Source organism: Pseudoalteromonas sp. A41-2, assembly GCF_015767615.1.
In the GTDB taxonomy this organism is placed as follows: Bacteria; Pseudomonadota; Gammaproteobacteria; order Enterobacterales; family Alteromonadaceae; genus Pseudoalteromonas; species Pseudoalteromonas lipolytica.
This window is the reverse complement of record NZ_CP065231.1, coordinates 3,352,739-3,377,530: the sequence shown is the minus strand read 5'-3', so window position 1 is coordinate 3,377,530 and position 24,792 is coordinate 3,352,739. Positions and strand designations below refer to the sequence as shown.

Below are 24,792 nucleotides of genomic sequence, written 5' to 3'. Positions count from 1 at the left end.
GTGTAATCATCAGATTAAATCATGCTATTTTTTTAATCAATAAACGATGTTGCAATCAATAAAAAAGCGCATTAGCTGCGCTTTTAAGATGGTGATAATGAGATTAGTTTAATGCGCTTTCGCGTACTCTTCAGCTTGTTGCCAAACTCGAAGCATGTTGCCACTTAAGATCTTTTTAATATCTTTATCGCTATAGCCTCGATCTATGAGGCCTTGTACAAGGTTAGGGTAGCTAGACACGTCCTTTAAGCCTACAGGCAGTGAGTCACCAACACCATCGTAGTCAGAGCCAATACCGACGTAATCAATGCCTATTAGCGCGACTACGTGGTCGATATGGTCAAGTACTTGCTCAAGGCTTGCAAACGGGAATGGGTTCTTAGCACGATAAGCTGCGTCAAAATCTTTGCTGAGCTTCGTGCCTTCCTTCTTCTTGTCTGCTTTTGCTGTTTTTAGCTGATCATACCAAGAACCAGCTTGAGCGGTTACGAAGCTTGAACCAAAGTTGATTTGAATAACACCGCCATTCTTTTTGAGTGCTAATAACATATCGTCATTCATATTACGCTCAAAGCCTGGCGTATATTTACGCAGCGATGAGTGAGAGGCAATCACTGGTACTTTCGAAATTTCCATGACCTGGTAAAACGCATCATCTGAAATATGCGATACGTCTACAAGCATACCGATGTTGTTCATCTCTTTGACCAGCTCTTTACCAAATGGGCTTAAGCCTTTCCATTTACGGCGAATATCGTAAGAAGAGTCTGAAATGTGATTGCTTTGCGAGTGAGCAAGGGTGATGTAGCGCACACCACGGTCATAAAAATGCTTCAGGTTTTTCATGTCACCTTCAATCGGTGAACCATTTTCCATCCCCATTGCCAACGACATTTTACCTTGTTTAAAGTGTGCTTTGATATCTGCTGTTGAATCAGCCATTGCAAATTTATCTGGGGCACGCTGTACAATGGCTTCCATGCTATCGATTAACTGATTAGCAAGTTGGTAGCTTTTACCTTTGCCTTCAAACTCGAGGTTAGCTGGAATGTAAATTGACATAAAAGGGGCGTTTAGGCCGCCTTGCACTGCACGCGGATAGTCAAAATCGCCGTCATCAGTCGCTTTAGTTACATCGGCCCATTTATCGTGAATACGGTAAGGCACATCAATGTGTGTATCAATTAAAATCGTGTCTTTTGCTAGTTTGATGGCTTTATCTGATGCCGTCGTCTCACTTGCATGAGCTTGGCTGATTAAGGCCAACGAAACAGCGGCAACCAATGAGCTTAGTTTTTTCATTCTTAATGGCTCTTTAAAGTTAAAAAGCCATTGTGAAGGGTTGTAGAAAAAGTTACAAGTTTAGTCGTTAAACGACGCTTGATACTCTGGGTCGGCTTGTAATGCGATAAACTCGGCTTTTGAAATAATGGTGACAGATTCATGTAGTTCAGAAAAGAACACCATTGCGTCACCTTTTTTTAGTTGCTGAGTAACCTGCGCCACCTTACTTTCAATACTTACCTCTTGCTCGCCATAGTCAGTGCCTTCACGTAATACATAGCTTTCAATTAAATTGTAAAGTGTCTCTTTATCAAGTTTTTCGTGTGGAATGATCATCACTGCTCTTTTTAACTAACTGTTGAAAATACTCAGGCACTATACGCTCAAGCCAGTACTCGGGTTTAAACGGATTATTACCGCTAATAAAACCAACATGGCCGCCTTTTTCGGAGATACGCAGAGTAACATGTTCACTGACATCTGTGCTATCGGGCACGGCTTTAATTGATAGCATCGGGTCATCTTTTGAGTGCACAATAAGTGTCGGTGTTGCGATCGTTTTTAAAAACGGTTTGGCGCTTGCTTGTTGATAGTAATCTTCAGCGCCAGCAAAACCATGCAAGGGAGCCGTTAGTAAGTTATCGAACTGCCATAAGTCATCAATAGCCATTAACTTTTCTGGGGTAAGACTAATTTGCTGTTCTATTTGTGGCAGCTTTCTTTGCATTGATTTTTTCATGCGATCAAGCAAATACTTTTGATAAATTTTACCTAAACTTTTACGTATTACTTCGCATGATGCCGATAAATCAAAAGGAGCCGATACCACGGCTGCACCATGTAAGTTCGATTGGCTACCTTGCTCACCTAAATATTTAGCAAGCACATTACCGCCTAGCGAAAAGCCAACAGCGAAAAGAGGACGTGAGGGAAATGTGTTTTTTAGGTGGTTGATAAAAAAGCGTAAATCTTCGGTCTCGCCACTATGATAAGCACGCGCAAGGCGATTAACTTCGCGTGAGCAATTACGAAAGTGCATGAGCACTACCGCAAAGCCTTGCTGCTTGAGCTTTTTCATCATGCCTTTGGCATAAAAGCTATTAATGTTGCCCTCTAGGCCGTGTAACACAATGGCTAATGGAGCATGTTCATTGTGTGGCTGTGCCCAAGCAAGTTCTAAAAAGTCACCATCTGGGGTGTCGATTGTTGATAAGTCGTAGCGTGTATTATGAAAAGGACGAAAGAAGCGCGGCATTATGGTTTGCAAATGGCGATTGCGCATCCACCACGCAGGCTTAAACTCAGGTAACATAGTTGACACTTTCAAGACAAAACAAGCGCCCATTGTAGCAAGTTTTTGCTTTTTTAGAACAGGTGGCAATTTTGTGTTGTTGCAAATAAAAAGCCCCTAAACAATAAAATTGGATGGGGGCTTTGTGCGTCGTGCTTAATTCTTACTTAGGAACTTCTGCGTCGTGAACTTTCTTGATGAAATATCCGACGTAAAAAAGGCATAAAACGATAACAACTGCCAAAATGCCAAATGACATAAATAAGACGGGGTCGCTAAAAAAATCTCTAAAGAATACGTTCATGGTTGTGCCTCCTAATGTCTATGGGTTAATCATAGGCTGGCTTTGGGGTGGGTGATATGATCCAGATCAAGCTATTTTCCTGAAGCTACACAAGGCGATTTAGAAGTTGATTTGGATCAAGTTTGATAGGCTATTAGCGATTAGACGTCAGTCGATCGAGAGGCGTTTTGCTTCAGATAAAGCCTTAAGGGTATGGCTTACTACTTACTATGAGTGGCGTTGGATTGACTGCGAACTCACCACTTTACTTAATATATAATCCTATATTATTCGCATTGGAACATGGCGTTAGAGTCATCGTATTCAGTGCGTTTATAAGAAGCTGTTGCTGTTGTTTTTCGAGTTTTAATTCTGCACTGAGTAATTCTTTACGAATCGTGGCGTAATCAGCAATTTCGGTTTGATTGGCCTTTAGGTAGGCGCGAGTCTTACGTAGAGGCTTTAATACCTGCTCGTCAAATTCAATAATGCATAATTCAAGCTGATTAAGTTGAGAATTGTTTAAAGCAAGCCCAAGAGAATCTAAATAATACAATAGCAGACACAGGTTAACGTTTTTACCTTGCTGGTTTTGGTAATCTAACAGGCGTGCTTGCATGTCATCTTTACTATAAAGCTGACATGCAAATTGCCAAAAATCGTCACTGTTAAGCAAGTTCATCGGCAAACGCTTGTTCTTTTTCTTCCATCTCTTCAAGGGCCATCAGTAGCTCTTCTTCGATGTCATTTACTTTTGGCGTTAATGTCGCTTGTTTTGCGAGTAACTCTTTGAGTTTTGCTTTGTTGTCATCGTTATAAAGCGCGTTATCGCCAAGTGCATCTTCGATTTCAGCTAATTCCGCTGAGTGTTTATCGAGTTGCTTTTCGAGCTTTTCAATTTGCTTTTTAAGTGGTTGCACTGATTTTCTAAACTCGGCTTCTAAGCGCTTTTGTTCTTTACGATTGATGCTTGAATGCGCTTTCGGTGCGCTGTCTTCAGTTGTTTTTGCAGCTTCTTTGTTCGCATTGAGTAACCATTGGTAGTACGCGTCAAGGTCATAGCCAAACTGGGTTACTTCTCCGTTATCAACAAGGTAATATTCATCGGCTGTGTTTTTCAACATGTGGCGATCGTGCGATACGGTGACCATTGCCCCTTCAAAACCTTGTAGAGCCATTACAAGAGCATGTCGCATTTCTAAATCAAGGTGGTTGGTGGGCTCATCGAGTAACAGTAAGTTGGGCTTTTGATACACCAACATAGCCAGTACTAAACGTGCTTTTTCGCCACCCGAAAATGGAGCAACTGGCTCAAGTGCTTTATCGCCAAAAAATGCAAAGCCCCCTAAAAAGTCGCGCAGTGATTGCTCTGTTGCCTGCGGATTTAAACGTTGTAAATGCGTAACGGCACTGGCTCTTAGATCTAGCGATTCGAGTTGGTGCTGCGCAAAGTAGCCAATATTTAATCCTTGATGCTGGAATACTTCGCCCGCTTGCGGTTTGAGATCTCCTGCTAATAATTTTATTAGCGTTGATTTACCCGCGCCATTTCGACCAAGCAAGGCAATACGGCTGCCCGGTACGAGGTTAAGCTTAATGCTGTGTAAAATGGTGGTATCGCCATAGCCCGCTTTGGCTTGGTCAAGTGTCATGAGCGGGTTCGGTAGTGCGGTTGGTTCAGCAAACTCAAAATCGAAGGGTGAATCAGCATGTGCTGGCGCCAGCTTTTCCATACGCTCCAGTGCTTTTACCCGGCTTTGTGCTTGTTTTGCTTTACTTGCTTTGGCTTTAAAGCGAGTAATAAACTGTTCAAGATGCGCAATTTGTTCTTGTTGCTTTTCGAACATGGCCTGTTGCTGTAATAAGCGCTCTGCTTTTTGGCGTTCAAATTGCGAGTAATTGCCTTTATAAATATTAATTTTTTGCTGGTCGATATGCCAAATTTGATCAACCACCGCATCGAGAAACTCACGGTCGTGTGAGATAAGCACAAGTGTGCCAGTATAGGCGCGTAAAAAGCGCTCTAACCAGTAAACAGCATCAAGGTCTAAGTGGTTGGTTGGCTCATCTAAAAGCAATAAATCGGCATCGCGAATAAGGGCTTGTGCCAAGTTTAAGCGCATACGCCACCCCCCCGAAAAGGCACTCACAGGGTTGTCAATTTGCTCATTGGAGAAACCTAAACCATGTAGCAGTTCACCGGCTTTTGCTTCAATGCTGTAACCTTGGATATTTTCAAGACCAATATGTGCCTTTGCTTGTGCCGCGCCATCATTATTTTGCTCGGCTTCGCGTAGTGCGATTCTGAGTGTGTAATAGTCAGGATGGCCTTGGAGTACGTAATCAAGTGCACTAATATCGAGAGCCGGTGTTTCTTGCTTTACAGAAGAAATGGACCAGTCTTTAGGAATGCTGCATTCACCAGCATCGAGTTGTAATTCAGACTTTAATAGCGCGAACAATGTGGATTTACCACAGCCATTAGCCCCGACTAGGCCTACTTTATGCTCAGGGAATAAGGTTGCAGAGGCACCTTTTAATAAGGCATTACCACCACGAAGAAGCTCGATGTCTGAAATTTGGATCATGAAAGTTTACTTGCACACCACAGTTTTAATTGCGCATATCATAACACGGATCGTATTAGGCTTCGCAATCGTATCAAACACAGAATTATTAGGCTAAAATAGCCGCCTAAATGGCACCGGAGATCATGTATGAGACAAAAAAAACGCTTTATCGCAGGGGCATCATGCCCAGAGTGTAATGCGATGGATACGATGATGCTTTATAAAGAGCATGATGTTGAGAAAGTAGAATGTGTGCAGTGTGGCCATAAAATGACTCAGCCAGAAAAAGCAGTACAAGCCTCAACACGCCAGTTTGAACAAGTGATTGGGGTGTTTAAGCCGGGCGATTAACCCGGCTAAATTTTTCAATATTAATAATGTGGCGGAGGCGGCTCATGCATCTGCGACATTAAAGAAGGTTGTTGTGCTTCTTTAATTTTTTCTGCAAGCAATTCAGTCTGGCGCTTCATTTTTGCAAGCTGTTGCTGATGCGCTTTAAGCTCATCATTTAATATTTCAATTGTTTCATCTTGAAAAGCGACTTTTGCTTCAAGTTCCATTAGACGATGTTCAATTGTGTTCATTTGATTCTCTTACATTAAAACTTTCAGCGAATCCGCTGGAGCTTTCGGTTAATAACGCTTGGTTGTTATCAGTAAACGCAACATCTAACACCACGGCCGATTTCGGGCGACTTCCTTCACGAGGAACCACTTGCCACGTTTGCAATTTTTTACCTGAGTCTAGCTGCCATAATTCAACAAGTCGATTGGGTGACCCGGTTGCGATTAAGGTGCCTTCATCGTTAAAACGCACTGCGGTAAAAATTTTCTGACGCGCAATATACGCCAGTTTGCTAACAAGATCACCTGTAGTCAGTTGCCATACATTTGCTTGCTTCATACTGTCAGCTGTAAATGCATAGCGGCCTTGTGGATCGAGGGCGACTTGAGTAACGCGAGTCGGGTGGTTAAAGCGATGTATAACTTGCCCTGTACGGGTATCCCAAAAGTAGGCAACATAGTCATTAGAACCACTGATTGCGTAATGACCATTCGGTGAAAGGTCAACAACATTCACTTTTTCTTGGTGGCCAAGGAACTCTATGCGTCTTCCGGTCTCTAAGTCGAGGTAAACGACTACACCGTCGGCGCGGCCATATAACACGCTGCGTCCTTGGTTGCTAATCGCGATATCTCTAATTGTTGAGGCGTGTATTTTATAGTAGCCCGTGTTTTTACCTGAGTTAATGTCCCACACAGCAAATGTGGACTTTTCTGCGGTGACAGCATGGCTATTGTCGTAAGAGATTGCCACAGTGTGAACGAGGCTATCTTGAGCTTGTTGTTGAAACCATTGGTATTTTAATACCTGCTGTTGATTATCCCACAGCGCGACCCCATGGTGTATAGATGAGATCACGCTGTATTTGCCATCATGCGAAATAGCAGATGCAAACGCACCTTTAGCCGCATGTTCATAACGTGCAGTGGATTGCTCATGTTGCTCAGAGCAGGCAACAACTAAGCTTAGGCTTAGCAGATACAAAAAAGTACGAAATATCGACATATTACGGGTATTTCCCCTTAACTCTTCGTGATTGAGAGGTTAGACTAGGGCTCATTAAAGGCCTAGGTTGTTATTCTAATCACTGATCATGCGTTTGCATGAAGTTTAGTTATTAGACAAGCAGCCTACCATGTAGGTCGTTAATCTTTAACTAGTAATAATACAATAATTGACAACTGCAAAGTGTGTCGGAGATATAAAATGAGAAAGACGATTAAATTGTCATTGATTGCAGCGTCAGTTTTAGCGCTTACAGCTTGTAATCAAGAAGCAAAAAAAGAACAGCAAGTTGAAGTTAAACTAGAGACTGAAGCACAACAACAAGCATACGGTATCGGTGCCTCTGTTGGTAATTTCTTGAATCAAGACTTAGCTGACAAAAAAGAGTTAGGTGTTGAATTAGATGAAGCGCTATTAAAGCGTGGTTTTGAAGACGCACTTGCAGGTAACGCAAAATTAGACGACGAAAAAATTCGTGAAGTGTTAACAGCGCTTGATCAAAGCATTCGTACTAAGCAACAAGAAAAAGCAAAAGTAGAAGCTGAACAGAGCAAAGCTGAAGGCGAAAAATACCTAGCTGAGAACGCGAAGAAAGAAGGCGTGACAGTAACTGAGTCTGGTTTACAGTACGAAGTGATTTCACAAGGTGATGGCGAAAAGCCAGTTGCAACTGACGTGGTAAAAGTACACTACAAAGGTACTTTACTAGATGGAACTGAGTTCGATAGCTCTTATTCACGTAATGAGCCAACGACTTTCCCACTTAACCGTGTGATCCCAGGTTGGACTGAAGGTTTACAGTTAATGCCTGTTGGCTCTAAGTACAAGTTCACTATTCCAGCTGATCTTGCTTACGGTGAGCGCGACCTAGGTAAGATCCCTGCTAACTCAACGCTTGTGTTTGAAGTAGAACTACTTGAAATTCAAAGCGAAGAAAAAGCAGCTGCTGCAGAGTAATTTTTTACTCAATGAGAAAAGGGCCTAAAGTAGGCCCTTTTTTTAGCTGCTAAATGCTGTTTCTTTCATTTGCAGCGTGCCTTTATCGGCATCAAGTGCCACCACCGTACCGACCGGTAAAATAAACTGGCGTTTAATATGACCAATCATTGCACCGCGATAAGCCGGAATGTCTAATGGCTTAATATAATCAGCAAAGATATCATCCAAGGTTAATGAGCCATAGCCTCGACCAGGCTTACAGTCATTACAATCACCAAATACAAACCCCGCTATTTTATCTAGTGCGCCCATAAGTTTAAGGGTGCTCATCATACGGTCAATACGATAAGGGGCTTCATCAATATCTTCTAAAAATAAAATAGCCCCATTAAAGTCAGGTAAGTAGTCAGAGCCTGCGAGTGCTGTGAGTACAGTGAGATTCCCCCCGATTAAACGGCCACTGACCTGACCCGCATTGATGGTTTGGGTTAAGTATTGGCTGTTGACTAGTTCATCGTCTGCTTTGGGTAAATTTTGGTAGCGCATTAACTGACGTTGTTCAAACATGTTTTTAAATTGCGCAACATGAAATGGATTCCAATCGCTGGTGGCATTAGGGCCATGAAAACTAATAAGCCCGGCTTTAGCGAGTAATGCATTATGTAATGCCGTGATATCAGAATAGCCCATAAGAGGTTTCGGATTATTTCGAATTGTTGCATAGTCTAAAAGTGGCAGGATGCGAGCCGCACCCGATCCACCCCGTAAGCACACAATCGCATCGACATGTGGGTCGGCAAATAAGCTGTTTAAGTCACTCGCTCTTTGTGCATCTGTGCCAGCTAAATGACCGCGTCGGGCTAAAATATTAGGGGCAAGCTTTGCTTTATAGCCGAGTGCTTCTATTACACCTTTTGCGAGTATGATGTCAGCGTGCTCAGCGGTTGCCGCTGATGGGCTGCACAGACCAATGGTTCCCCCTTTTTTTAATGGCTTTGGTTTTACTAAAGTGGGAGTTGCAGTGTGTGATGCGCCAATCAGTGGTTGGCTGGTTGCTAAACTTGCACCTGCTGCAAGAACAGAAAGAGATTTTAAGAAAGTACGTTTGTTCATCGTGCGCCTCATTTTTTTACTATGAGTAACGCATTAAAATAATTATTTCAAATTTTTGTTATGAAATGGAATATAACATTCTATTAAGGTAGGCAGATAACAAGACTTTCCAGCAGAGAAAGTGTTCTCTGCTGCCGTCTTACTGTGTTAGCTGGTGTGGTTTGAATAGAGATTATCGATTAGTTCATCTTCTAATTCAAAGCGCAGCTCAAGTGCTTCACCTAGCACTGATAAATCTTTATCAAATTCGTCGAGCAAGTCATCTGAGTCAACTTCAGCGTATTTGTCGTTAAAGTCTAATGCAACATCGGTAGTTTCAGAAATTCGTGGGTAGAGCGCATTGGCTAGCTTTTGGCTTTCTGGGCCTTTTTCTTCACAGGCCTTGGCAATGTCGTCATACACTTCGAAATGTCCCGCTGACAGGTAATCCATCAGTATTTGACAAAAGTTTTGGATTTGCAGTTGATCAGGTAGGGCGTGATCTTTCTTTTCATACGGTGAAAATCCCGCAATACGGCAAAACAACACAAGTAGCTCTTGACGTTCTGTAAGCCATTTATCGATGACAGAATGGCTACCTCCCCACTTTTGTTGAGCTTTTTCCAAACGCGTCAGCATATTTCATCTCCTCGCTGAGTTGGTTTTCCTTCCCTATATAAGAAGGAAATATGACACAAAGATCAACTAAATTCTTAGTGCCTAATTGCAACAGATTGTTAAAAGCCAACTTAGAGGCGCATATTTAAGCAGCGTTTTTCTGCTTCTTTACGCTGTTGTCTAAGGCTGGACTTTTATGCTCTAACAGCAGTGTATGGGAAATAATTAAAAACTACTAGTGTTTATTTTGGATTATCAATCTAATGAGGTAGAGGGGGTATCTTGTTGATTAAGAAAAGAAAAAACCACCAAAATTGGTGGTTTAATTCTTTTTCCGGACTTGTTAAAACAAGCTTTCTTATAGTTATGGGAAGATTTTTGTTCTTATTGTTATACAATTTTTATTATTGTTTTTGTTAGCGCGGGATAAGTTATACCAAGCTTTTTTCGATGTTGCAAATTTATTAATAAAAAGTTTTAAAATTATTTTAATTTCGTTCAATAATTGTGCGGTTTTATGTGGCGTAGCTAAAAACTATGATCTATGTCTAGGGTCGGTTATCTATCCATAGTGAGCGGCGCAATATGGTGATACAATCAGCGCAATTTCATTCAGTTCTAGGATCTAAAACGCATGAGCGAATTAAAAAACGACCGTTATTTACGTGCACTACAAAAGCAACCTGTCGATGTTACACCGGTATGGATGATGCGCCAAGCAGGCCGTTATTTACCTGAATACCGTGCTACACGTGCTCAAGCAGGCGACTTTATGAGCTTATGTAAAAACGCCGAACTTGCTTGTGAAGTGACTTTACAGCCATTACGTCGTTACCCGCTTGATGCTGCGATTCTATTCAGCGATATTTTAACTATCCCAGATGCGATGGGATTAGGCCTTTATTTCGAAACCGGCGAAGGTCCTAAGTTCGATCGCCCAATTTCATCATTAGCGGATGTTAAAAAGATTCCTAATATCGATCCAACTGATGAATTAGGCTATGTGATGAATGCGGTAAGCACCATTCGTCGTGAACTCAAAGGTGAAGTGCCACTGATTGGCTTCTCAGGTTCACCTTGGACACTTGCCACATACATGGTTGAAGGTGGAAGCAGCAAAACATTCGGGAAAATCAAAAAAATGGCGTTTGCAGAACCGCAAACACTACACCTATTACTCGATAAATTAGCTGATTCAGTGATTGATTACCTCAACGCACAAGTGAAAGCAGGTGCGCAATCATTGATGGTTTTTGATTCATGGGGGGGAGTGTTAAGCCCGCGTGATTACAATGAATTCTCACTACAGTATATGCATAAAATCGTTGATGGCTTAATTCGCGAGTACGACGGTCGTAAAGTGCCGGTAACACTATTTACTAAAAATGGTGGTCAGTGGATTGAAGCAATTGCAGCAACAGGCTGTGATGCAGTAGGCCTTGATTGGACAATCAATATTGGTGATGCAAAGCGTCGTGTTGGTGATAAAGTGGCACTACAAGGTAATATGGACCCATCAATGCTGCATGGTACGCCAGAGCGTATTCGTCAAGAAGTGGCCACAATTTTAGAAGACTTTGGTACAGGTTCTGGTCATGTATTTAATTTAGGGCATGGTATTACCCCAGATGTTGACCCTGAACATGCCGGTATATTTATTAACTCAGTGCATGAGTTAAGCGCTAAATATCACAAGTAAGTCGCTCTAGTTATAAAAAAGCCCGCAATATGCGGGCTTTTCTATATACGTTCAATCGCTTATTTAAATAAGCGATTTAAACCATTTAACGCAGCAACTCGGTAGGCCTCAGCCATGGTTGGGTAGTTAAAGGTTGTATTTACGAAGTAATCGATGGTGTTACCACCGTTCTTTTGTTCCATAATTGCTTGCCCGATATGGACAATTTCAGACGCACGTTCACCAAAGCAATGCACACCAAGCACTTCTTTAGTATCAACATGGAATAAAATCTTTAAGCTACCTACCTCAGTCCCGGCAATTTGTGCGCGTGCCAAATGCTTAAACTGTGCACGGCCAACTTCATATGGAATTTTAGCTGCGGTAAGCTCTTGTTCGGTTTTACCCACTGAGCTCATTTCAGGAATCGTATAAATACCGGCAGGAATATCAATAATCAATTTTTCTTCGCAGTTACCACATGCAATGGCATCAGCAGCAATACGGCCTTGGTCAAAGGCGGCACTCGCAAGGCTTGGGTAACCAATAACATCACCTACAGCATAAATGTTATCAACCTCTGTTTGATATGTTTCATTTACTTTAAGCTGGCCACGGCTATCGGCTTTTAAACCCACAGCATCGAGGTTTAGAGTGTCGGTATTACCCGTACGCCCGTTAGCAAACAAAATACAGTCTGCTTTGACACGTTTGCCCGACTTCAAATGCATCACGACACAGTCATCACGGGTTTCGATGCGATCAAACTCTTCGTTATGGCGAATAACAATGCCGCTATTCCAAAAGTGGTAACTCAGTGCATCTGAAATCTCAGCATCCATAAAGGCTAGTAAGCGATCACGGGTGTTAACTAAGTCAACTTTCGCGCCTAAGCCTTTAAAAATAGAGGCGTATTCACAGCCAATCACACCTGCACCATAAATAAGCACGCGATGAGGGTCGTGTTCAAGGCCTAAAATGGTATCGCTGTCGTAAATTCGTGGATGCGAAAAATCAACGCCTGGTGGCCTGTAAGGGCGAGAACCCGTTGCGATAACAATGGTTTGTGCAGTTAATGTTTCAAATGAACCGTCGATGTGAGTAATTTTCACTGTGTGTTTATCAATAAACTCAGCATCGCCTTGGTACATATGAATACGATTACGGTCGTAAAAGCTACTGCGTAGGTTAGATTGTTTCGAAATGACATTACTAGCATGGCGAAGAATATCAGGGAAAGTGAGGCGGTTAGGGCGCTCGCTGATATTAAAAAGAGGGTTCGCTTTGTATTCAATGTAACGACTAACAGAGTGGCGTAAGGCTTTTGAAGGAATAGTGCCCCAATGGACGCAACCGCCACCTACTGATTCTTGGCGCTCAATAACAGCTACTTTCTTGTTACTTTTAGACAGGTTCATGGCGGTGCCTTCACCGCCAGGACCTGTGCCTATGATAATCGCGTCGTACTGATACGAAGGCGTATCTTTTTGCTTTACGTTTTGTTTGGCCACAGCCGCTCCTATGTTAACTAAAAGAGGCTTTTAATAACCTCGCATTTAGTGCAAGCCAAGCCTGCTTTTGGTTTTCCCAAGCGGCTTCAAGCTCATGATATTGTGTCATTACTGCTGATTTTTCGCATTGTTTTATCATTTTATTTTTTTTGATTTCTAACACGCGTTTTTGCAGGGCACAAAAGTGTTGCAGCTTTTTCAGCAATAATTCGTACTCAGATTGTAATAATGTAAGCTTATCTTGGGCTAAAGGCAATTTTGCGAGCTTATCTTGGGTTTTATTCATCAAGGTTTCTGCTTTCGCTTTTTCAATACGTTCAACAGGTGTACGTTTGAGCTTTGAGGCTAAACCCATCGCGGCCAATGAGCGGATCATCCACTTAGTAGGGTCATAGTGATACCATTTTATGCCGTTACGATAGTCGCTGGCAAAAATATGGTGGAAGTTATGATAACCTTCGCCATAAGTGAATAACGCTAAAAAACCGTTATCACGAGCAGTATTTTTCTCTGTGTATGGACGAGAGCCCCAAATGTGCGCCACTGAATTTATAAAAAAGGTAAAGTGTTGGCTTAATACCAAACGTAGCAGACCCGCAAGTAATAGCATGCCCCACACATCACCCAGCATTAAACCCAGTGCAAGTGGAATACCAATATTAGTGGCTAATACTAACTTCATGTAATGGCGGTGTTGCCACATTACCACTTTATTTTTCTGTAAATCTCGGCAGTTGTTGTAGTTGCCATACTCATCACCTTGATAGTCACGTAGCATCCAGCCTATATGGCTATACCAAAAGCCGTTGGTAGCAGCGTAAGGGTCTTTGACAGGGTCGTCGACTTGACCATGGTGAATACGGTGATCACTACTCCAATGCAGTGCGCTGTTTTGCAGTGCAAATGCACCACCAAGGGCAAAAAAGGCTTCAATCACTGGATGAGTATCGTAAGTCTTGTGTGCCCACAGGCGATGATACCCTGCGGTAATCGACATACCCGCATAAAACATACACGCAACGAATGCAATCCAATGTGCGCTGGTAAATCCATAGGTAATTCCATACCATGGCACTAAAGTAACGGCAGCCAAAAAAGTAAGGCTAAAGAATAGGACGTTGGTCCAAATAATAGGTGGTTTTTTCATCTTTCAAAATCTGAGCGTACACTTGTACGCTAAAATAGTGTTTCAAACTCTCCGCGTCAAGTATTAGACTGTCTCATTAACCGAAAAATCATTAAAAATTCACGCTGGGAGTTTCCATGTCGGGTGTTAGAGCGCAACAGAAACAAAAAACACGACAAGCACTAATCGAAGCAGCATTTAATCAATTGAGTGCGGATCATAGTTTTTCTAATTTAAGCTTGCGTGAAGTTGCCCGTGAGGCCGGTATTGCGCCTACCTCGTTTTACCGTCACTTTAAAGACATGAACGAACTTGGCTTAACCATGGTAGATGAAGCGGGTTTAACGCTGCGTCAATTAATGCGTCAAGCACGTAGGCGAATAGCCAGTGGTGGCAGTGTCATTACGACATCTATTGTGACTTTTATGGAGTTTATCGATAACTCGAGTAACCAGTTTAGGTTGCTGCTGCGTGAACGTTCTGGCACCTCTAAGGCATTTCGTGCTGCTGTCGCGCGTGAAATTAAACACTTTATCTTAGAACTTGCTCACTACCTTGAAAGCGAAACCCCATGCGATGCCACCCATGCGTATATTCAAGCGGAGGCCATGGTGACTTTAGTATTTAACGCCGGAGCTGAGGCACTTGATATTGAAGGACAGCAGCGAGAAGAGTTAGTAGAGCGTCTAATTTGGCAACTACGTTATATTGCTCGCGGCGCCACAATGTATGTGCGAGACAACAATCATTCTTAAAAGTTAATCTAAACACGGGAGTCGGCTGTAAACGATAAATTAAACGCTGTCGACTTGGGTTTTGGATTGATTATTCAGAATGTGCGGTTTAAAGGGTTTTAAATTTCTATTATTATCGCTTTTCAATCTACTTTTTAGAAAAATTATGCTTGCAAGCCTGTTTGTTGAATGTTAAAAATACAGCTCACTGAACACACATTTAGTAAATAAAGATGCAAATGACACGTTTAATTACATTAAAACTAAACCTCTTACTGCTTAAGCGAGTAGGCGGGGCTTAGTGTATTTGCATTTGTAAAACATTATAAAACCCCGCAAGCGCGGGGTTTTTTTTATCTCGCTAATGGGTCATTGGGAACGAGGACAGTTTATGAAAGATAAGGTTTGGATTTTTGACACAACGTTACGTGATGGTGAGCAAGCGCTTAAAGCGAGCCTAACAGAAGACGATAAAATTCAACTTGCGCATACCATTAGCCGCTTAAACGTGGATGTAATGGAAGTGGGTTTTCCGGTATCAAGCCCGGCAGATTTTCGCTCAGTACAGCGTATTGCGACCGAAGTAAAAGGACCAATTATTTGTGGTTTAGCGCGTGCGGTTGCAAAAGACATTGAGGCCTGTGGTGAAGCGCTACGCCCAGCAGAGCAAGGGCGTATTCATACCTTTATTGCAACCAGTCCATTACACCTTGAACATAAACTACGAATGAGCTTAGACGATGCCACCGCCATGGCTGTAAAGTCGATTAAGCTTGCTCGTCACTATACTGATGACGTGGAATTTTCGTGTGAAGATGCTGGCCGTACACCACATTGGGATTTATGCCGTATCGTTGAAAAGGCCATTGATGCAGGTGCATCGACCATCAACTTACCTGATACCGTGGGCTATGTAACGCCAGACGAGTATGCGGCGATGATCCATCACTTAATGAATAATGTGCCCAACATCGATAAGGCGCGCTTAAGTGTGCATTGTCATAACGATTTAGGTTTAGCAGTGGCGAATTCAATTGCCGCAGTGCAGGCGGGCGCTCGCCAAATTGAGTGTACGATTAACGGCATAGGTGAGCGTGCAGGTAACTGCTCGCTTGAAGAAGTGGCGATGATCATGAAAATGCGTGAAGACCACTTAAAAGTGCATACCGATATTCACAGTGAAGAAATTTACCGCGCTTCTCGTCAAGTGGCGAAGATATGTAATATGCCGGTCCAGCCAAACAAAGCCATTGTTGGTGAGAATGCGTTTGCGCACAGCTCGGGTATTCACCAAGACGGCGTTTTAAAAGCGCAGAATACTTACGAGATCATGTCGCCAGAAAGTGTGGGTGTGCCCAGTAATCAATTAAACATGACATCGCGTTCAGGGCGTCATGTTATTGAGCACCGTTTAGAAGAGTTAGGTTATCAAAAGTCTGACTACGACATGGATAGCTTATACGAGAGCTTTTTAGCATTAGCAGACCAAAAAGGCACTGTGTATGACTATGACTTAGAGGCGATGATTTACTTCAATCAAATCAGAGATAAAGACGAGAAGTATCAACTTGAGTTTGTTAACTCAACGTCTAATTCGCAATCGGTTGCCAGCTCTACGATTGGCATGACCATTGACGGTGTATCAAAGCAAGAAGCTGCAACGGGCAATGGCCCGGTAGAAGCCTCGTTTTTGGCAATTGAGCGTTTAACGGGTATGTCGGTTGAGATGATTGAATACAACCTTGAAGCCACAGGGCAAGGCGCAAGTTCATTAGGCCAAGTAAATATTATTGCTAAATACGATGGTCGCCCTTATCACGGTGCGGGCATTGCGGCAGATGTCGTTGAAGCCTCAGTGCGTGCCATGATCCGTGTGTATAACTTAATTTATCGTGCACAAAAAGTGTCTGATTTAAAACAACAAAGGAAAGCAGGATGAGTCAATCTAATTACAGCATCGCCGTATTAGCAGGCGATGGCATTGGTCCAGAAGTAATGGCTGCAGCAGAAACCGTATTGGATGCTGTAAGTGAAAAGTTTGGTTTTACATTGACTCGTCATCACCATGCGATAGGTGGCGCTGCGATTGATGAATTTGGTCAAGCATTGCCGCAAAGTACACTTACTGCGTGTGAAAATGCTGATGCTATTTTATTTGGCTCTGTAGGCGGCCCAAAATGGGAGAACTTACCACCGAATGAGCAACCTGAGCGTGCTTCGTTGTTGCCACTGCGTAAGCATTTTGGTTTGTTTTGTAATTTACGCCCCGCACAGTTGCTACCAGCCTTAAGTGCAGCTTCACCACTTCGTGCAGATATTAGCGCACAAGGCTTTGATATTTTATGTGTACGTGAGTTAACGGGCGGTATTTATTTTGGTGAAAAAGGGCGTAGCGGTGAAGGCGAACAAGAGACCGCATTCGATACGCAAACCTATTCGCGTAAAGAAATTGAACGCATTGCTCGCTTTGCGTTTGAAGCGGCAAAACTACGTAGTAACCATGTTACATCGGTTGATAAAGCCAACGTGTTAGCGTCAAGTGTACTGTGGCGAGAAGTGGTCACCGAAGTCAGTAAAGACTACCCAGAAGTAAGCCTCGATTACATTTATGTTGATAATGCGGCGATGCAATTAGTGAAGCAACCAAGCCAATTTGATGTACTACTTTGCGATAACCTATTTGGCGATATTTTGTCGGATGAATGCGCGATGATCACAGGCTCTATGGGCTTATTACCATCGGCGAGTTTGAACCAGTCTGGCTTTGGTTTGTATGAACCTGCGGGTGGCTCTGCCCCCGATATTGCAGGAAAAGGGGTGGCAAACCCGATTGCGCAAATTTTAAGTGCTGCACTTATGTTGCGTTACTCGCTTGGACAAGATGAAGCGGCACGGACTATCGAAAAAGCGGTGGCAGAGGCGGTTGAAGCCGGTGTGGGTACGCCTGATATCTATCCAAATGCAGGGTATACCACCAGTGATGTTGCTGCAGCAATTGTTGCACGTATTTAATTAAAATTGATTGCGCTGAACTCGTCATTCAGTGCAGCTAAAACGAGGGAATAGCAAGTGGCCCAAACCTTATATGATAAAATTTGGCAAGCCCATGTGGTCGCCAGTATTAATGATCAAACCGATTTACTGTATATCGACCGTCATTTAGTTCACGAAGTAACATCACCACAAGCGTTTGCAGGTCTGCGTGAGAAAAACCGCAAAGTGCGTTGCCCAGAAAAAACCTTTGCAACCATGGATCATAACGTTTCAACAAAAAGCCGTTCGTTAGATGCTGCAAGCGAAGTGTCTAAAAACCAGTTAATGGCACTGGATGCAAACTGTAAAGAGTTTGGTATTCAACTTTATGATTTAAATTCGATTAATCAAGGTATTGTGCATGTAATGGGGCCTGAGCAGGGCATTACCTTACCGGGTACGACCATTGTTTGTGGTGACAGTCATACTTCAACCCATGGTGCGTTTGGTGCACTTGCGCACGGTATTGGTACCTCAGAGGTGGAGCACGTATTAGCAACCCAAACCTTACAGCAGAAAAAAGCCAAGTCGTTAAAAATTCAAATTAATGGTCGTTTACGCCCAACAGTCACAGCGAAAGACCTAATTATGGCGGTCATTGGTAAGCTAGGGACCGCGGGTGGCACTGGGTATGTAGCTGAATTTTGTGGTGAAGGCATTGAAGCACTGTCAATGGAAGCACGCATGACGCTGTGTAACATGAGCATTGAAATGGGCGCAAAAGCCGGTTTAATTGCACCTGATCAAACTACCTATGATTACTTAAAAGGTCGCCCATTTGCACCAAAAGGCGATGACTTTGACGCAGCAGTTGCCTATTGGCAAACACTAAAAACGGACGAGGGCGCGCAGTTTGACCATGTTGTTGAATTACAAGCAGCCGACATTCAACCGCAAATTACTTGGGGCACCAGCCCCGAACAAGTTATTGGCGTAGATGAGTGTATTCCAGACCCAGACCAAGAGCCTGATTTAATTAAAGCCGATGCGATTCGCAGTGCGCTGAAATACATGGGCTTAAAGGCGGGTGACAAGCTGTCTTCAGCAACGGTTGATACGGTATTTATTGGTTCATGTACAAATAGTCGTATTGAAGACTTACGTGCCGCTGCACAGATTGTTGAAGGTAAGCAAGTTGCAGCCGGTGTAGAGGCGTTGATTGTTCCAGGCTCTGGCCTTGTTAAAAAGCAAGCAGAAGACGAAGGACTTGCTGATATCTTTAAGGCGGCAGGATTTGAATGGCGTGAGCCGGGGTGTTCAATGTGTTTAGCCATGAATGACGACCGATTAGAAGCAGGTAAACGCTGTGCATCGACCTCAAATCGTAACTTTGAAGGACGCCAAGGTCGCGGTGGGCGCACTCACTTAGTTAGCCCAGCAATGGCTGCGGCGGCTGCAATTCATGGTCGTTTTGTTGATATCAGAGGAGAAGCCTAATGAGCGTATTTTTTAGTGGCTTAATGGCCCCGTTAGATAAAAACAATGTAGATACTGACCAAATTATTCCAAAGCAGTTTTTAACTTCGACAAGTCGTGATGGCTTTGATGCGGCGCTTTTTTATGATTGGCGTTACTTAGATAATGGCGAGCCAAACCCCGAGTTTATTTTGAATCGCCCTTGTTACCAAGGTGCGCAAATTCTTTTAACTCGCGATAATTTTGGTTGTGGTTCGTCGCGTGAGCATGCGCCGTGGGCATTAAAGCAATATGGTTTTGAAGTCATTTTAGCGGAAAGCTTTGCAGATATTTTCTTTAATAACTGCGGCAATAACCAAATGCTTGCTATCGCATTACCGGCAGAAACACTTGAGCGATTATTTGTACTGAGTGAACAGCATGATGATATTCATATCGAAGTAGATTTAGAAAATCAGCAACTTCGTAGCGATAAATTTGAGACCATTCATTTTGATATTCGTCATGACATTAAAGAACGTTTATTAAGTGGCCTAGATTTTATCGGAGTAACCGAGACGCTTAACGGCCAAATAGATGCTTTTGAAAAGCAACTTGCAGCCACGAGACCTTGGCAATAAACGTGTATTACATGTGGAACCTAAACGCGGCGTAAGCCGCGTTTTTATTTATTACTTATCGTGATTGCTTTCTTTGTCATGTATAAATCGCTAATCTAAAACACGTATTTTTTATTTAAGGAACACACCATGAAATATTTAGTGGCTTCAATGCTAGTGACAGCATCATCAGTGGCAATTGCACGCCCAGCGCCGTTAGTGTCAATACCGAGCCATGATGGCTTTTTTAATAATATTGCAGCGCATTGTGGCAAAGCGTATGAGGGAAAAGTTACGGTTGATAATGCCACTGGGCCAAGCTCATTTGCAGGTAAAAAGCTTATTATGCATGTGCGCCACTGTAACGAGCGTGAGTTGCAAGTACCATTTCATGTTGGAGATGATGCGTCGCGTACATGGATCATAACTAAAACAGGCAGTGGTTTGAGTTTAAAGCACGACCATCGCCATAAAGATGGCAGCGATGATGCGTCTACAATGTATGGCGGTCATACTGTTGATGCTGGCTTTGTGAATGCTCAGTCATTTCCTGCAGATCAATATTCAAAAGAGTTGTTTGCAAGCCAAGGTATTCCGCAGTCGATGGGGAATACGTGGCAAATGTATATTTACCCAAAACAATTCACCTACCGTTTAGTGCGTGAGGGTCGTGAGTTTCGTGTTGACTTTGACTTAACAAAACCGATTACACCTCCAAACGCTCCGTGGGGCTACACTGATTAACTAGCTCCAAGTAAACTCAAGAAGTTGGCATTAATAGTAGCCGCTGGATACCGATTTATTATCCAGCCTTTTGGTTAATTAGCGTCGTCTTCACATTGCAATACTACGGTTAAAGGTGGCTGGTAGGCACGTGGTTTCGTAGGAAAGCGCTCGTACTCTTGTACGCCATCAGTCACTCTTAACATAAAAGGTTTGTCCTTACATAACCGGCTAGCATGACGCAGTAAAAAGACGCTTTGATTTTTGAAATGTGGGTAATCATCAGATTGAATTTCAAGATGATAACGACCATCTGCCAATTTGGTTTGATAGTAATGGACTTTCTCATCAAAGTCGTAGAGTTTCTCGGTTTCGCCTTTTGCGGCCTGGGCAGCACTGCACCCCGCAATCAATATCATCGCGCTGATCAGTAGTGCTTGTGTACTTCTAACTCCACTCATAAACACTTAACTCCATGTGATTAATGCGTTAATTCATCGCATCGTTGAACCATGAATTAGCATCCATAGTCAAACTAAGGTAACGTTACATCTATACGTAGTTTAACACCCAAAAGGGACAATGTGATGCTCAGTAAAATAAAACAGCTCTTTTCAGCAATGGACAACAGCCAATCTAACATTAGCGAACATGACCTCAAAACGGCTGTTGCTGCACTATTAATTGAGGTGATGCGCGCTGACAATGAGTTACAAGATGATGAGCAACAGGCACTGAACAACACCTTAAAGAAATACTTTTCTTTATCAGACGAAGAAGTGCTGGAGCTTGTAGAAGGTGCGTCGAAAAACTTAGATGAAGCGATTGATTACTTCCAATTTTCTAAGCAAATTAACGCTCAGTGCAGTGCCGAGCAGCGCATCGATATCATCGAGCTGTTATGGCGTTTAGCGTACGCTGATGGCGAACTTGATAAACATGAAGAATTAGTAATTCGCCGTGTCGCGAGTCTTCTGTATGTGACTCATGAAGACTTCATCGCTGCAAAATTAGCAGCGACAAAGTTGAGCTAAACGCTTACTTATTTAATTTACTGGCGACACTGACAAGTTGCTGTGCAAGGCTGGCAACTTGTTCGGCGGTATCGGCATCGTTAATGCGGCCTTGTTCATCTAATTTCGTGTGGATAGCGGGCACTGCAAGTTGGTCAGCTAATACTAGGCTACCGATGCCGGATAAAATATCGCGTACATGATTTAAACCACGTAGGCCGCCTAAACCACCAGGTGATGGCGCAAACAGTGCCGTTACTTTGTTACGAAATGCAGGCACTGCACCTTGCTCAGTTCGCGAAGCCCAGTCGATGGCATTCTTTAAAGGTGCTGTAATAGAGCCATTATATTCTGGGCTTGCTAATAAAATACCGTCGGCAGCACGTAGTTTATCTTTTAAACGTTGTGCACCTGCAGGTGTACCCTGTGCTTCTATATCTTCATCGAATAGTGGTAAGTCTAAATCGCTTAGTTTAAGCACTTCTACTTCAGCACCGCTTTCAAGGGCGAAGCGTGCTGCTTCATTAATTAGTTTTTGATTAAAGCTGTCTTTACGTAAGCTGCCTGCGAGGGCAATGATTTTTGGTGCTGTCATGATGGCTTCCTTTTAAGCTTCACGGTTGATACCTTAACTTTAGCAAAAAACAGCTTGCAGAAAAGCCAAATAAACGCAAAACTTATGTGCATATACGCACACAAGAGGGCGCTATGGCAATTCAATTTGATGATTGGCAAGATGTAAAAGTTGCTTATGAAGTCGCACGACTAGGCACATTAACTGCCGCGGCAGAATCTTTGGGTGTTCATCACAGCACGGTACTCAGAAGGGTTAATAACTTAGAAGAGAATCTTGATGCACGCTTATTTCATCGCCATGCGCGTGGTTACACCGTGACAGAAATAGGTGCAAAGCTCTTTGCGACAGCGAAAGCGATTAATGCAGAGCTCGAAAAGCTACACAACGATATTATTGCTGCCGACAGTCAACTGCGTGGCAGTTTATTATTGACAACGGTCAGTGGTTTCATTGATGTATTAAGTGAAGTGTGCGAACAGTTTCAGAGCCTACACCCGCAAGTACGGCTTGAAGTGATCCTTGACCAAAACCGATTACGTCTTGACCATGGTCAAGCTCATATTGCTGTACGTGCAGGCCCTCGCCCTGATGAAGGAGATTATATTGCTCAGCATTTGGCTGAGTTATCATCCGGGTTTTATGCGTCAAAAAGCTACATTGAAAAATATGGTTTGCCGAAAACCTTACAGCAGTTAGAGCAGCATAGTTTTGTGTCGGGTGTAGCTGGTTACAACGCTAAAGTGCCTTATTTTGCTTGGGTTGATGAGCACATAGCACCCGCACAAATCAAGCTTAGAGTATCAGAAACATCAGAAGCAACGCGTGCTATTGTTAGGGGGTTGGGCATTGGTGGTTTACAGCATGAGGTCGCAGATCAATACCCAGATTTAGTGCCTGTGCTTGCAAAAGAACTCGTTTGGCCGACCGACCTCTGGTTGGTAACACATCACTTGGTGCACCGCACCGCGAAAGTACAGGCGTTTAGCCAGCTACTAAAAGCCTATTTTAAAAAATTAAAAAACTAGAGCGACTTTTTTACGTTAATACCCAAGCGTTTGGCCAGCCTCACAAGGTTGGCCCTGTCGACTTTAAGCGTGCGGGCAGTGGCTGCCCAGTTTAAGTTGTGCTGTTCTAGTTGCTGCATAATCATCTGATAACTAAACGCATCGGTAGCTTCTTTTAGTGACAGCGAGGATGTATTGGTATTGATAAGCTGAGTCGTTGTGTGTGTGTTTGTAGCACGTTTTTCTATATCACAGTGCTGTGGTTCAATGGTGATGATTTTCTGTTGCCATTGTTGTTGTTTGGCTTTCAAAGCAGCTCTACTTATCACGTGTTCAAGCTCTCTCACATTACCAGGCCAATCATATTGGCGTAGCAATATTTGCGTATCGATACCCAGTTTTAGCTGTTTTATAGCAAGTTTGCGTGCAGTTTGCTCAACAAAAAAGCCAGCCAAAAGAATCACATCATTTTCGCGCTCTTTTAGTGCGGGTACGTTAAGTGGGTAAACGCGCAGCCTATGATAAAGATCTGCGCGAAAACGTCCTTCAGCAACTTCTTGTTTTAAATCGCGATTTGTTGCTGCAATAACGCGTACATCAACGTAACGACTTTGATCTTCACCCACGGTTTGCACTTCGCCACTTTGCAGTACGCGCAACAACTTACTTTGCATTGCTAAGGGTAATTCACCAATTTCATCAAGAAAAAGTGTTCCGCCATCAGCGAGTTGAAATTTACCTTGGCGAGTTGAATGGGCGCCAGTAAATGCGCCTTTGCTATGCCCAAAAAATTCACTTTCTGCCAGATTCTCAGGTAACGAAGCACAATTAAGGTGGATTAAGGGTTGTTCTCGTCGCTTCGAATTGAGATGAATATTACGTGCAACAAGCTCTTTCCCGACTCCAGTATCGCCTTGTATCAGTACGCTAAACTCCGATGCAGCCACTAATTGAATATCATTTTTTAGTATTTGCATACAGTGGCTATTACCAATTATTTCAACACCTTCTCGGGTTAAAGCCTCAAGATTAAGTTGCTGAGCTAGTTGGTGATTGTGCTGTGCATGTTGCTGGTAATGTTGCACTGTAAGGAGGGTTTCAACATGTGCTGCGACTAATTGCATAAGCTGTGTGAGCTGAGTATGGGGGACATCATCAAAAGCATATTCGTTGAGGCTATCAAAGGTTAAAACAGCCAGTAATTGTGAATCTTGCTGTTGACTGTAAAGGGGCAGCCCCATGCATGCATGTACAGGAAAATCCCCCTCACGACTTTGTAATAAACCATCATAAGGGTCAGGAAGCTCACACTCTTTAGCAAACTTGAGCGGTTGGGTGCTTCTGCAAATTTCAAATAAACGAGGGTGCTCGTTTATCTCAAAGCGTCTGCCAAGAGTGTCTTGAGACAAGCCGCGCTGGGCGACGGGTTTTAACGTTTCGCCCTGCTTAATAAGTAGGGCAACGGCATCACAGTGTATCCATTCACTTATACAGCTTAGTAGATCGCTAAAGTCGTTTTTGTTTGGATTTACGTGGGCAAGTGCCAATGCAATATCGAGGATGCTTTTTTGGCTTGTCATGTCAAATTGACCTAAATGTGTTATTTTGTCTTTTATAATGGTGAGTCATTATGACACATAAGGCAATGATTTGTTTTTAATTAATTGAAAATAAATGGTTTTTATTTTTGGCGTGAACTGTGCAATAGGCTGACTAATTCGGGCAAATAAGG

26 protein-coding genes are annotated in these 24,792 nt (G+C 43.0%); 11 read left to right on the top strand and 15 right to left on the bottom strand.

The features are described from left to right. Window positions 1-108: 108 nt before the first annotated feature. The 6 genes from IT970_RS15235 to IT970_RS15210 all read right to left on the bottom strand — a co-directional run bounded on the left by IT970_RS15235 (window position 109) and on the right by IT970_RS15210 (window position 5,446). Entirely contained in the window at window positions 109-1,302 is a 1,194-nt protein-coding gene (locus IT970_RS15235; protein ID WP_036973481.1) for a dipeptidase, read from the bottom strand. A gap of 60 nt (window positions 1,303-1,362) precedes the next feature. Beyond that, a complete protein-coding gene (locus IT970_RS15230) occupies window positions 1,363-1,620 on the bottom strand; it encodes a YheU family protein (protein ID WP_036973480.1) in 258 nt (85 codons plus the stop codon). Next, window positions 1,595-2,596 carry a hydrolase gene (locus IT970_RS15225; protein ID WP_065979438.1) on the bottom strand — a complete coding sequence of 334 codons (1,002 nt, stop codon included), beginning with the start codon at window positions 2,594-2,596 and terminating at the stop codon, window positions 1,595-1,597. The genes IT970_RS15230 and IT970_RS15225 overlap by 26 nt, the downstream gene beginning before the upstream one ends. 142 nt (window positions 2,597-2,738) lie before the next feature. Next, window positions 2,739-2,879: a DUF3149 domain-containing protein gene (locus IT970_RS15220; protein ID WP_074989877.1), complete on the bottom strand. Its 141-nt coding sequence runs from the start codon at window positions 2,877-2,879 to the stop codon at window positions 2,739-2,741. A 244-nt stretch (window positions 2,880-3,123) separates the two neighbouring features. Then, window positions 3,124-3,540: a TIGR02444 family protein gene (locus tag IT970_RS15215; protein ID WP_065979437.1), complete on the bottom strand. Its 417-nt coding sequence runs from the start codon at window positions 3,538-3,540 to the stop codon at window positions 3,124-3,126. After that, window positions 3,527-5,446 (bottom strand): ATP-binding cassette domain-containing protein, encoded by a 1,920-nt coding sequence (locus IT970_RS15210; RefSeq protein WP_065979436.1) that lies wholly within the window; start codon window positions 5,444-5,446, stop codon window positions 3,527-3,529. Before IT970_RS15210 ends, IT970_RS15215 begins: the two co-directional genes overlap by 14 nt. Window positions 5,447-5,575: 129 nt before the next feature. On the opposite strand from IT970_RS15210, the gene IT970_RS15205 reads away from it, so the two are divergent. Beyond that, a complete protein-coding gene (locus IT970_RS15205) occupies window positions 5,576-5,779 on the top strand; it encodes a YheV family putative zinc ribbon protein (protein WP_036973475.1) in 204 nt (67 codons plus the stop codon). 20 nt (window positions 5,780-5,799) lie between these two features. Here IT970_RS15205 and IT970_RS15200 read toward each other — a convergent pair whose 3' ends face one another. Together IT970_RS15200 and IT970_RS15195 are read right to left on the bottom strand one after the other, a co-directional pair. Then, on the bottom strand, window positions 5,800-6,012 hold the full coding sequence (locus tag IT970_RS15200; protein WP_036973473.1) for a SlyX family protein: 213 nt from the start codon (window positions 6,010-6,012) through the stop codon (window positions 5,800-5,802). Then, complete coding sequence (locus tag IT970_RS15195; protein WP_036973471.1) at window positions 5,999-6,997, bottom strand: WD40 repeat domain-containing protein; 999 nt, start codon at window positions 6,995-6,997, stop codon at window positions 5,999-6,001. Before IT970_RS15195 ends, IT970_RS15200 begins: the two co-directional genes overlap by 14 nt. Window positions 6,998-7,198: 201 nt before the next feature. On the opposite strand from IT970_RS15195, the gene fkpA reads away from it, so the two are divergent. Then, window positions 7,199-7,954 carry an FKBP-type peptidyl-prolyl cis-trans isomerase gene (fkpA, locus tag IT970_RS15190; protein ID WP_065979435.1) on the top strand — a complete coding sequence of 252 codons (756 nt, stop codon included), beginning with the start codon at window positions 7,199-7,201 and terminating at the stop codon, window positions 7,952-7,954. Window positions 7,955-7,996: 42 nt separating this feature from the next. Here fkpA and IT970_RS15185 read toward each other — a convergent pair whose 3' ends face one another. After that, window positions 7,997-9,049, bottom strand: coding sequence for a S66 peptidase family protein (locus tag IT970_RS15185; RefSeq protein WP_176714559.1), 1,053 nt, complete (start codon window positions 9,047-9,049; stop codon window positions 7,997-7,999). Window positions 9,050-9,196: 147 nt separating this feature from the next. Then, the gene (locus IT970_RS15180; RefSeq protein ID WP_036973468.1) at window positions 9,197-9,667 is read right to left on the bottom strand and encodes an Rsd/AlgQ family anti-sigma factor; all 471 of its coding nucleotides are present in this window, start codon (window positions 9,665-9,667) and stop codon (window positions 9,197-9,199) included. Window positions 9,668-10,280: 613 nt separating this feature from the next. On the opposite strand from IT970_RS15180, the gene hemE reads away from it, so the two are divergent. Beyond that, complete coding sequence (hemE, locus tag IT970_RS15175; protein ID WP_065979433.1) at window positions 10,281-11,345, top strand: uroporphyrinogen decarboxylase; 1,065 nt, start codon at window positions 10,281-10,283, stop codon at window positions 11,343-11,345. 59 nt (window positions 11,346-11,404) lie between these two features. Here the strand turns inward: hemE and sthA are convergent, their stop codons facing one another. Further along, a complete protein-coding gene (gene sthA / locus IT970_RS15170; protein WP_036973466.1) occupies window positions 11,405-12,835 on the bottom strand; it encodes a Si-specific NAD(P)(+) transhydrogenase in 1,431 nt (476 codons plus the stop codon). A gap of 13 nt (window positions 12,836-12,848) precedes the next feature. After that, complete coding sequence (locus IT970_RS15165) at window positions 12,849-13,982, bottom strand: fatty acid desaturase (RefSeq protein ID WP_065979432.1); 1,134 nt, start codon at window positions 13,980-13,982, stop codon at window positions 12,849-12,851. A gap of 116 nt (window positions 13,983-14,098) precedes the next feature. Between IT970_RS15165 and fabR the strand changes: the two genes are divergently transcribed. The 6 genes from fabR to IT970_RS15135 all read left to right on the top strand — a co-directional run bounded on the left by fabR (window position 14,099) and on the right by IT970_RS15135 (window position 20,487). Further along, window positions 14,099-14,716, top strand: a complete 618-nt coding sequence (gene fabR / locus IT970_RS15160) for an HTH-type transcriptional repressor FabR (protein ID WP_036973464.1) — start codon at window positions 14,099-14,101, stop codon at window positions 14,714-14,716. 370 nt (window positions 14,717-15,086) lie between these two features. After that, entirely contained in the window at window positions 15,087-16,634 is a 1,548-nt protein-coding gene (gene leuA / locus IT970_RS15155; protein WP_036973462.1) for a 2-isopropylmalate synthase, read from the top strand. Beyond that, on the top strand, window positions 16,631-17,707 hold the full coding sequence (leuB, locus tag IT970_RS15150) for a 3-isopropylmalate dehydrogenase (protein WP_036973461.1): 1,077 nt from the start codon (window positions 16,631-16,633) through the stop codon (window positions 17,705-17,707). The genes leuA and leuB overlap by 4 nt, the downstream gene beginning before the upstream one ends. A 57-nt stretch (window positions 17,708-17,764) precedes the next feature. Next, on the top strand, window positions 17,765-19,165 hold the full coding sequence (leuC, locus tag IT970_RS15145; RefSeq protein ID WP_036973457.1) for a 3-isopropylmalate dehydratase large subunit: 1,401 nt from the start codon (window positions 17,765-17,767) through the stop codon (window positions 19,163-19,165). Then, a complete protein-coding gene (gene leuD, locus IT970_RS15140; protein ID WP_065979429.1) occupies window positions 19,165-19,764 on the top strand; it encodes a 3-isopropylmalate dehydratase small subunit in 600 nt (199 codons plus the stop codon). Before leuC ends, leuD begins: the two co-directional genes overlap by 1 nt. Before the next feature lie 129 nt (window positions 19,765-19,893). Further along, window positions 19,894-20,487: a hypothetical protein gene (locus IT970_RS15135; RefSeq protein WP_036973454.1), complete on the top strand. Its 594-nt coding sequence runs from the start codon at window positions 19,894-19,896 to the stop codon at window positions 20,485-20,487. A gap of 74 nt (window positions 20,488-20,561) precedes the next feature. Here the strand turns inward: IT970_RS15135 and IT970_RS15130 are convergent, their stop codons facing one another. After that, a complete protein-coding gene (locus IT970_RS15130; protein WP_371915646.1) occupies window positions 20,562-20,885 on the bottom strand; it encodes a hypothetical protein in 324 nt (107 codons plus the stop codon). 168 nt (window positions 20,886-21,053) lie between these two features. On the opposite strand from IT970_RS15130, the gene IT970_RS15125 reads away from it, so the two are divergent. Next, on the top strand, window positions 21,054-21,500 hold the full coding sequence (locus IT970_RS15125) for a tellurite resistance TerB family protein (protein WP_036973451.1): 447 nt from the start codon (window positions 21,054-21,056) through the stop codon (window positions 21,498-21,500). 4 nt (window positions 21,501-21,504) lie between these two features. Here the strand turns inward: IT970_RS15125 and IT970_RS15120 are convergent, their stop codons facing one another. Further along, a complete protein-coding gene (locus tag IT970_RS15120) occupies window positions 21,505-22,074 on the bottom strand; it encodes an NADPH-dependent FMN reductase (RefSeq protein WP_196857467.1) in 570 nt (189 codons plus the stop codon). 113 nt (window positions 22,075-22,187) lie between these two features. Between IT970_RS15120 and IT970_RS15115 the strand changes: the two genes are divergently transcribed. After that, window positions 22,188-23,081 (top strand): LysR family transcriptional regulator, encoded by an 894-nt coding sequence (locus IT970_RS15115; RefSeq protein WP_036973449.1) that lies wholly within the window; start codon window positions 22,188-22,190, stop codon window positions 23,079-23,081. Here IT970_RS15115 and norR read toward each other — a convergent pair. Next, the gene (gene norR / locus IT970_RS15110; protein WP_036973447.1) at window positions 23,078-24,640 is read right to left on the bottom strand and encodes a nitric oxide reductase transcriptional regulator NorR; all 1,563 of its coding nucleotides are present in this window, start codon (window positions 24,638-24,640) and stop codon (window positions 23,078-23,080) included. The genes IT970_RS15115 and norR overlap by 4 nt on opposite strands. Window positions 24,641-24,792: the final 152 nt, after the last annotated feature.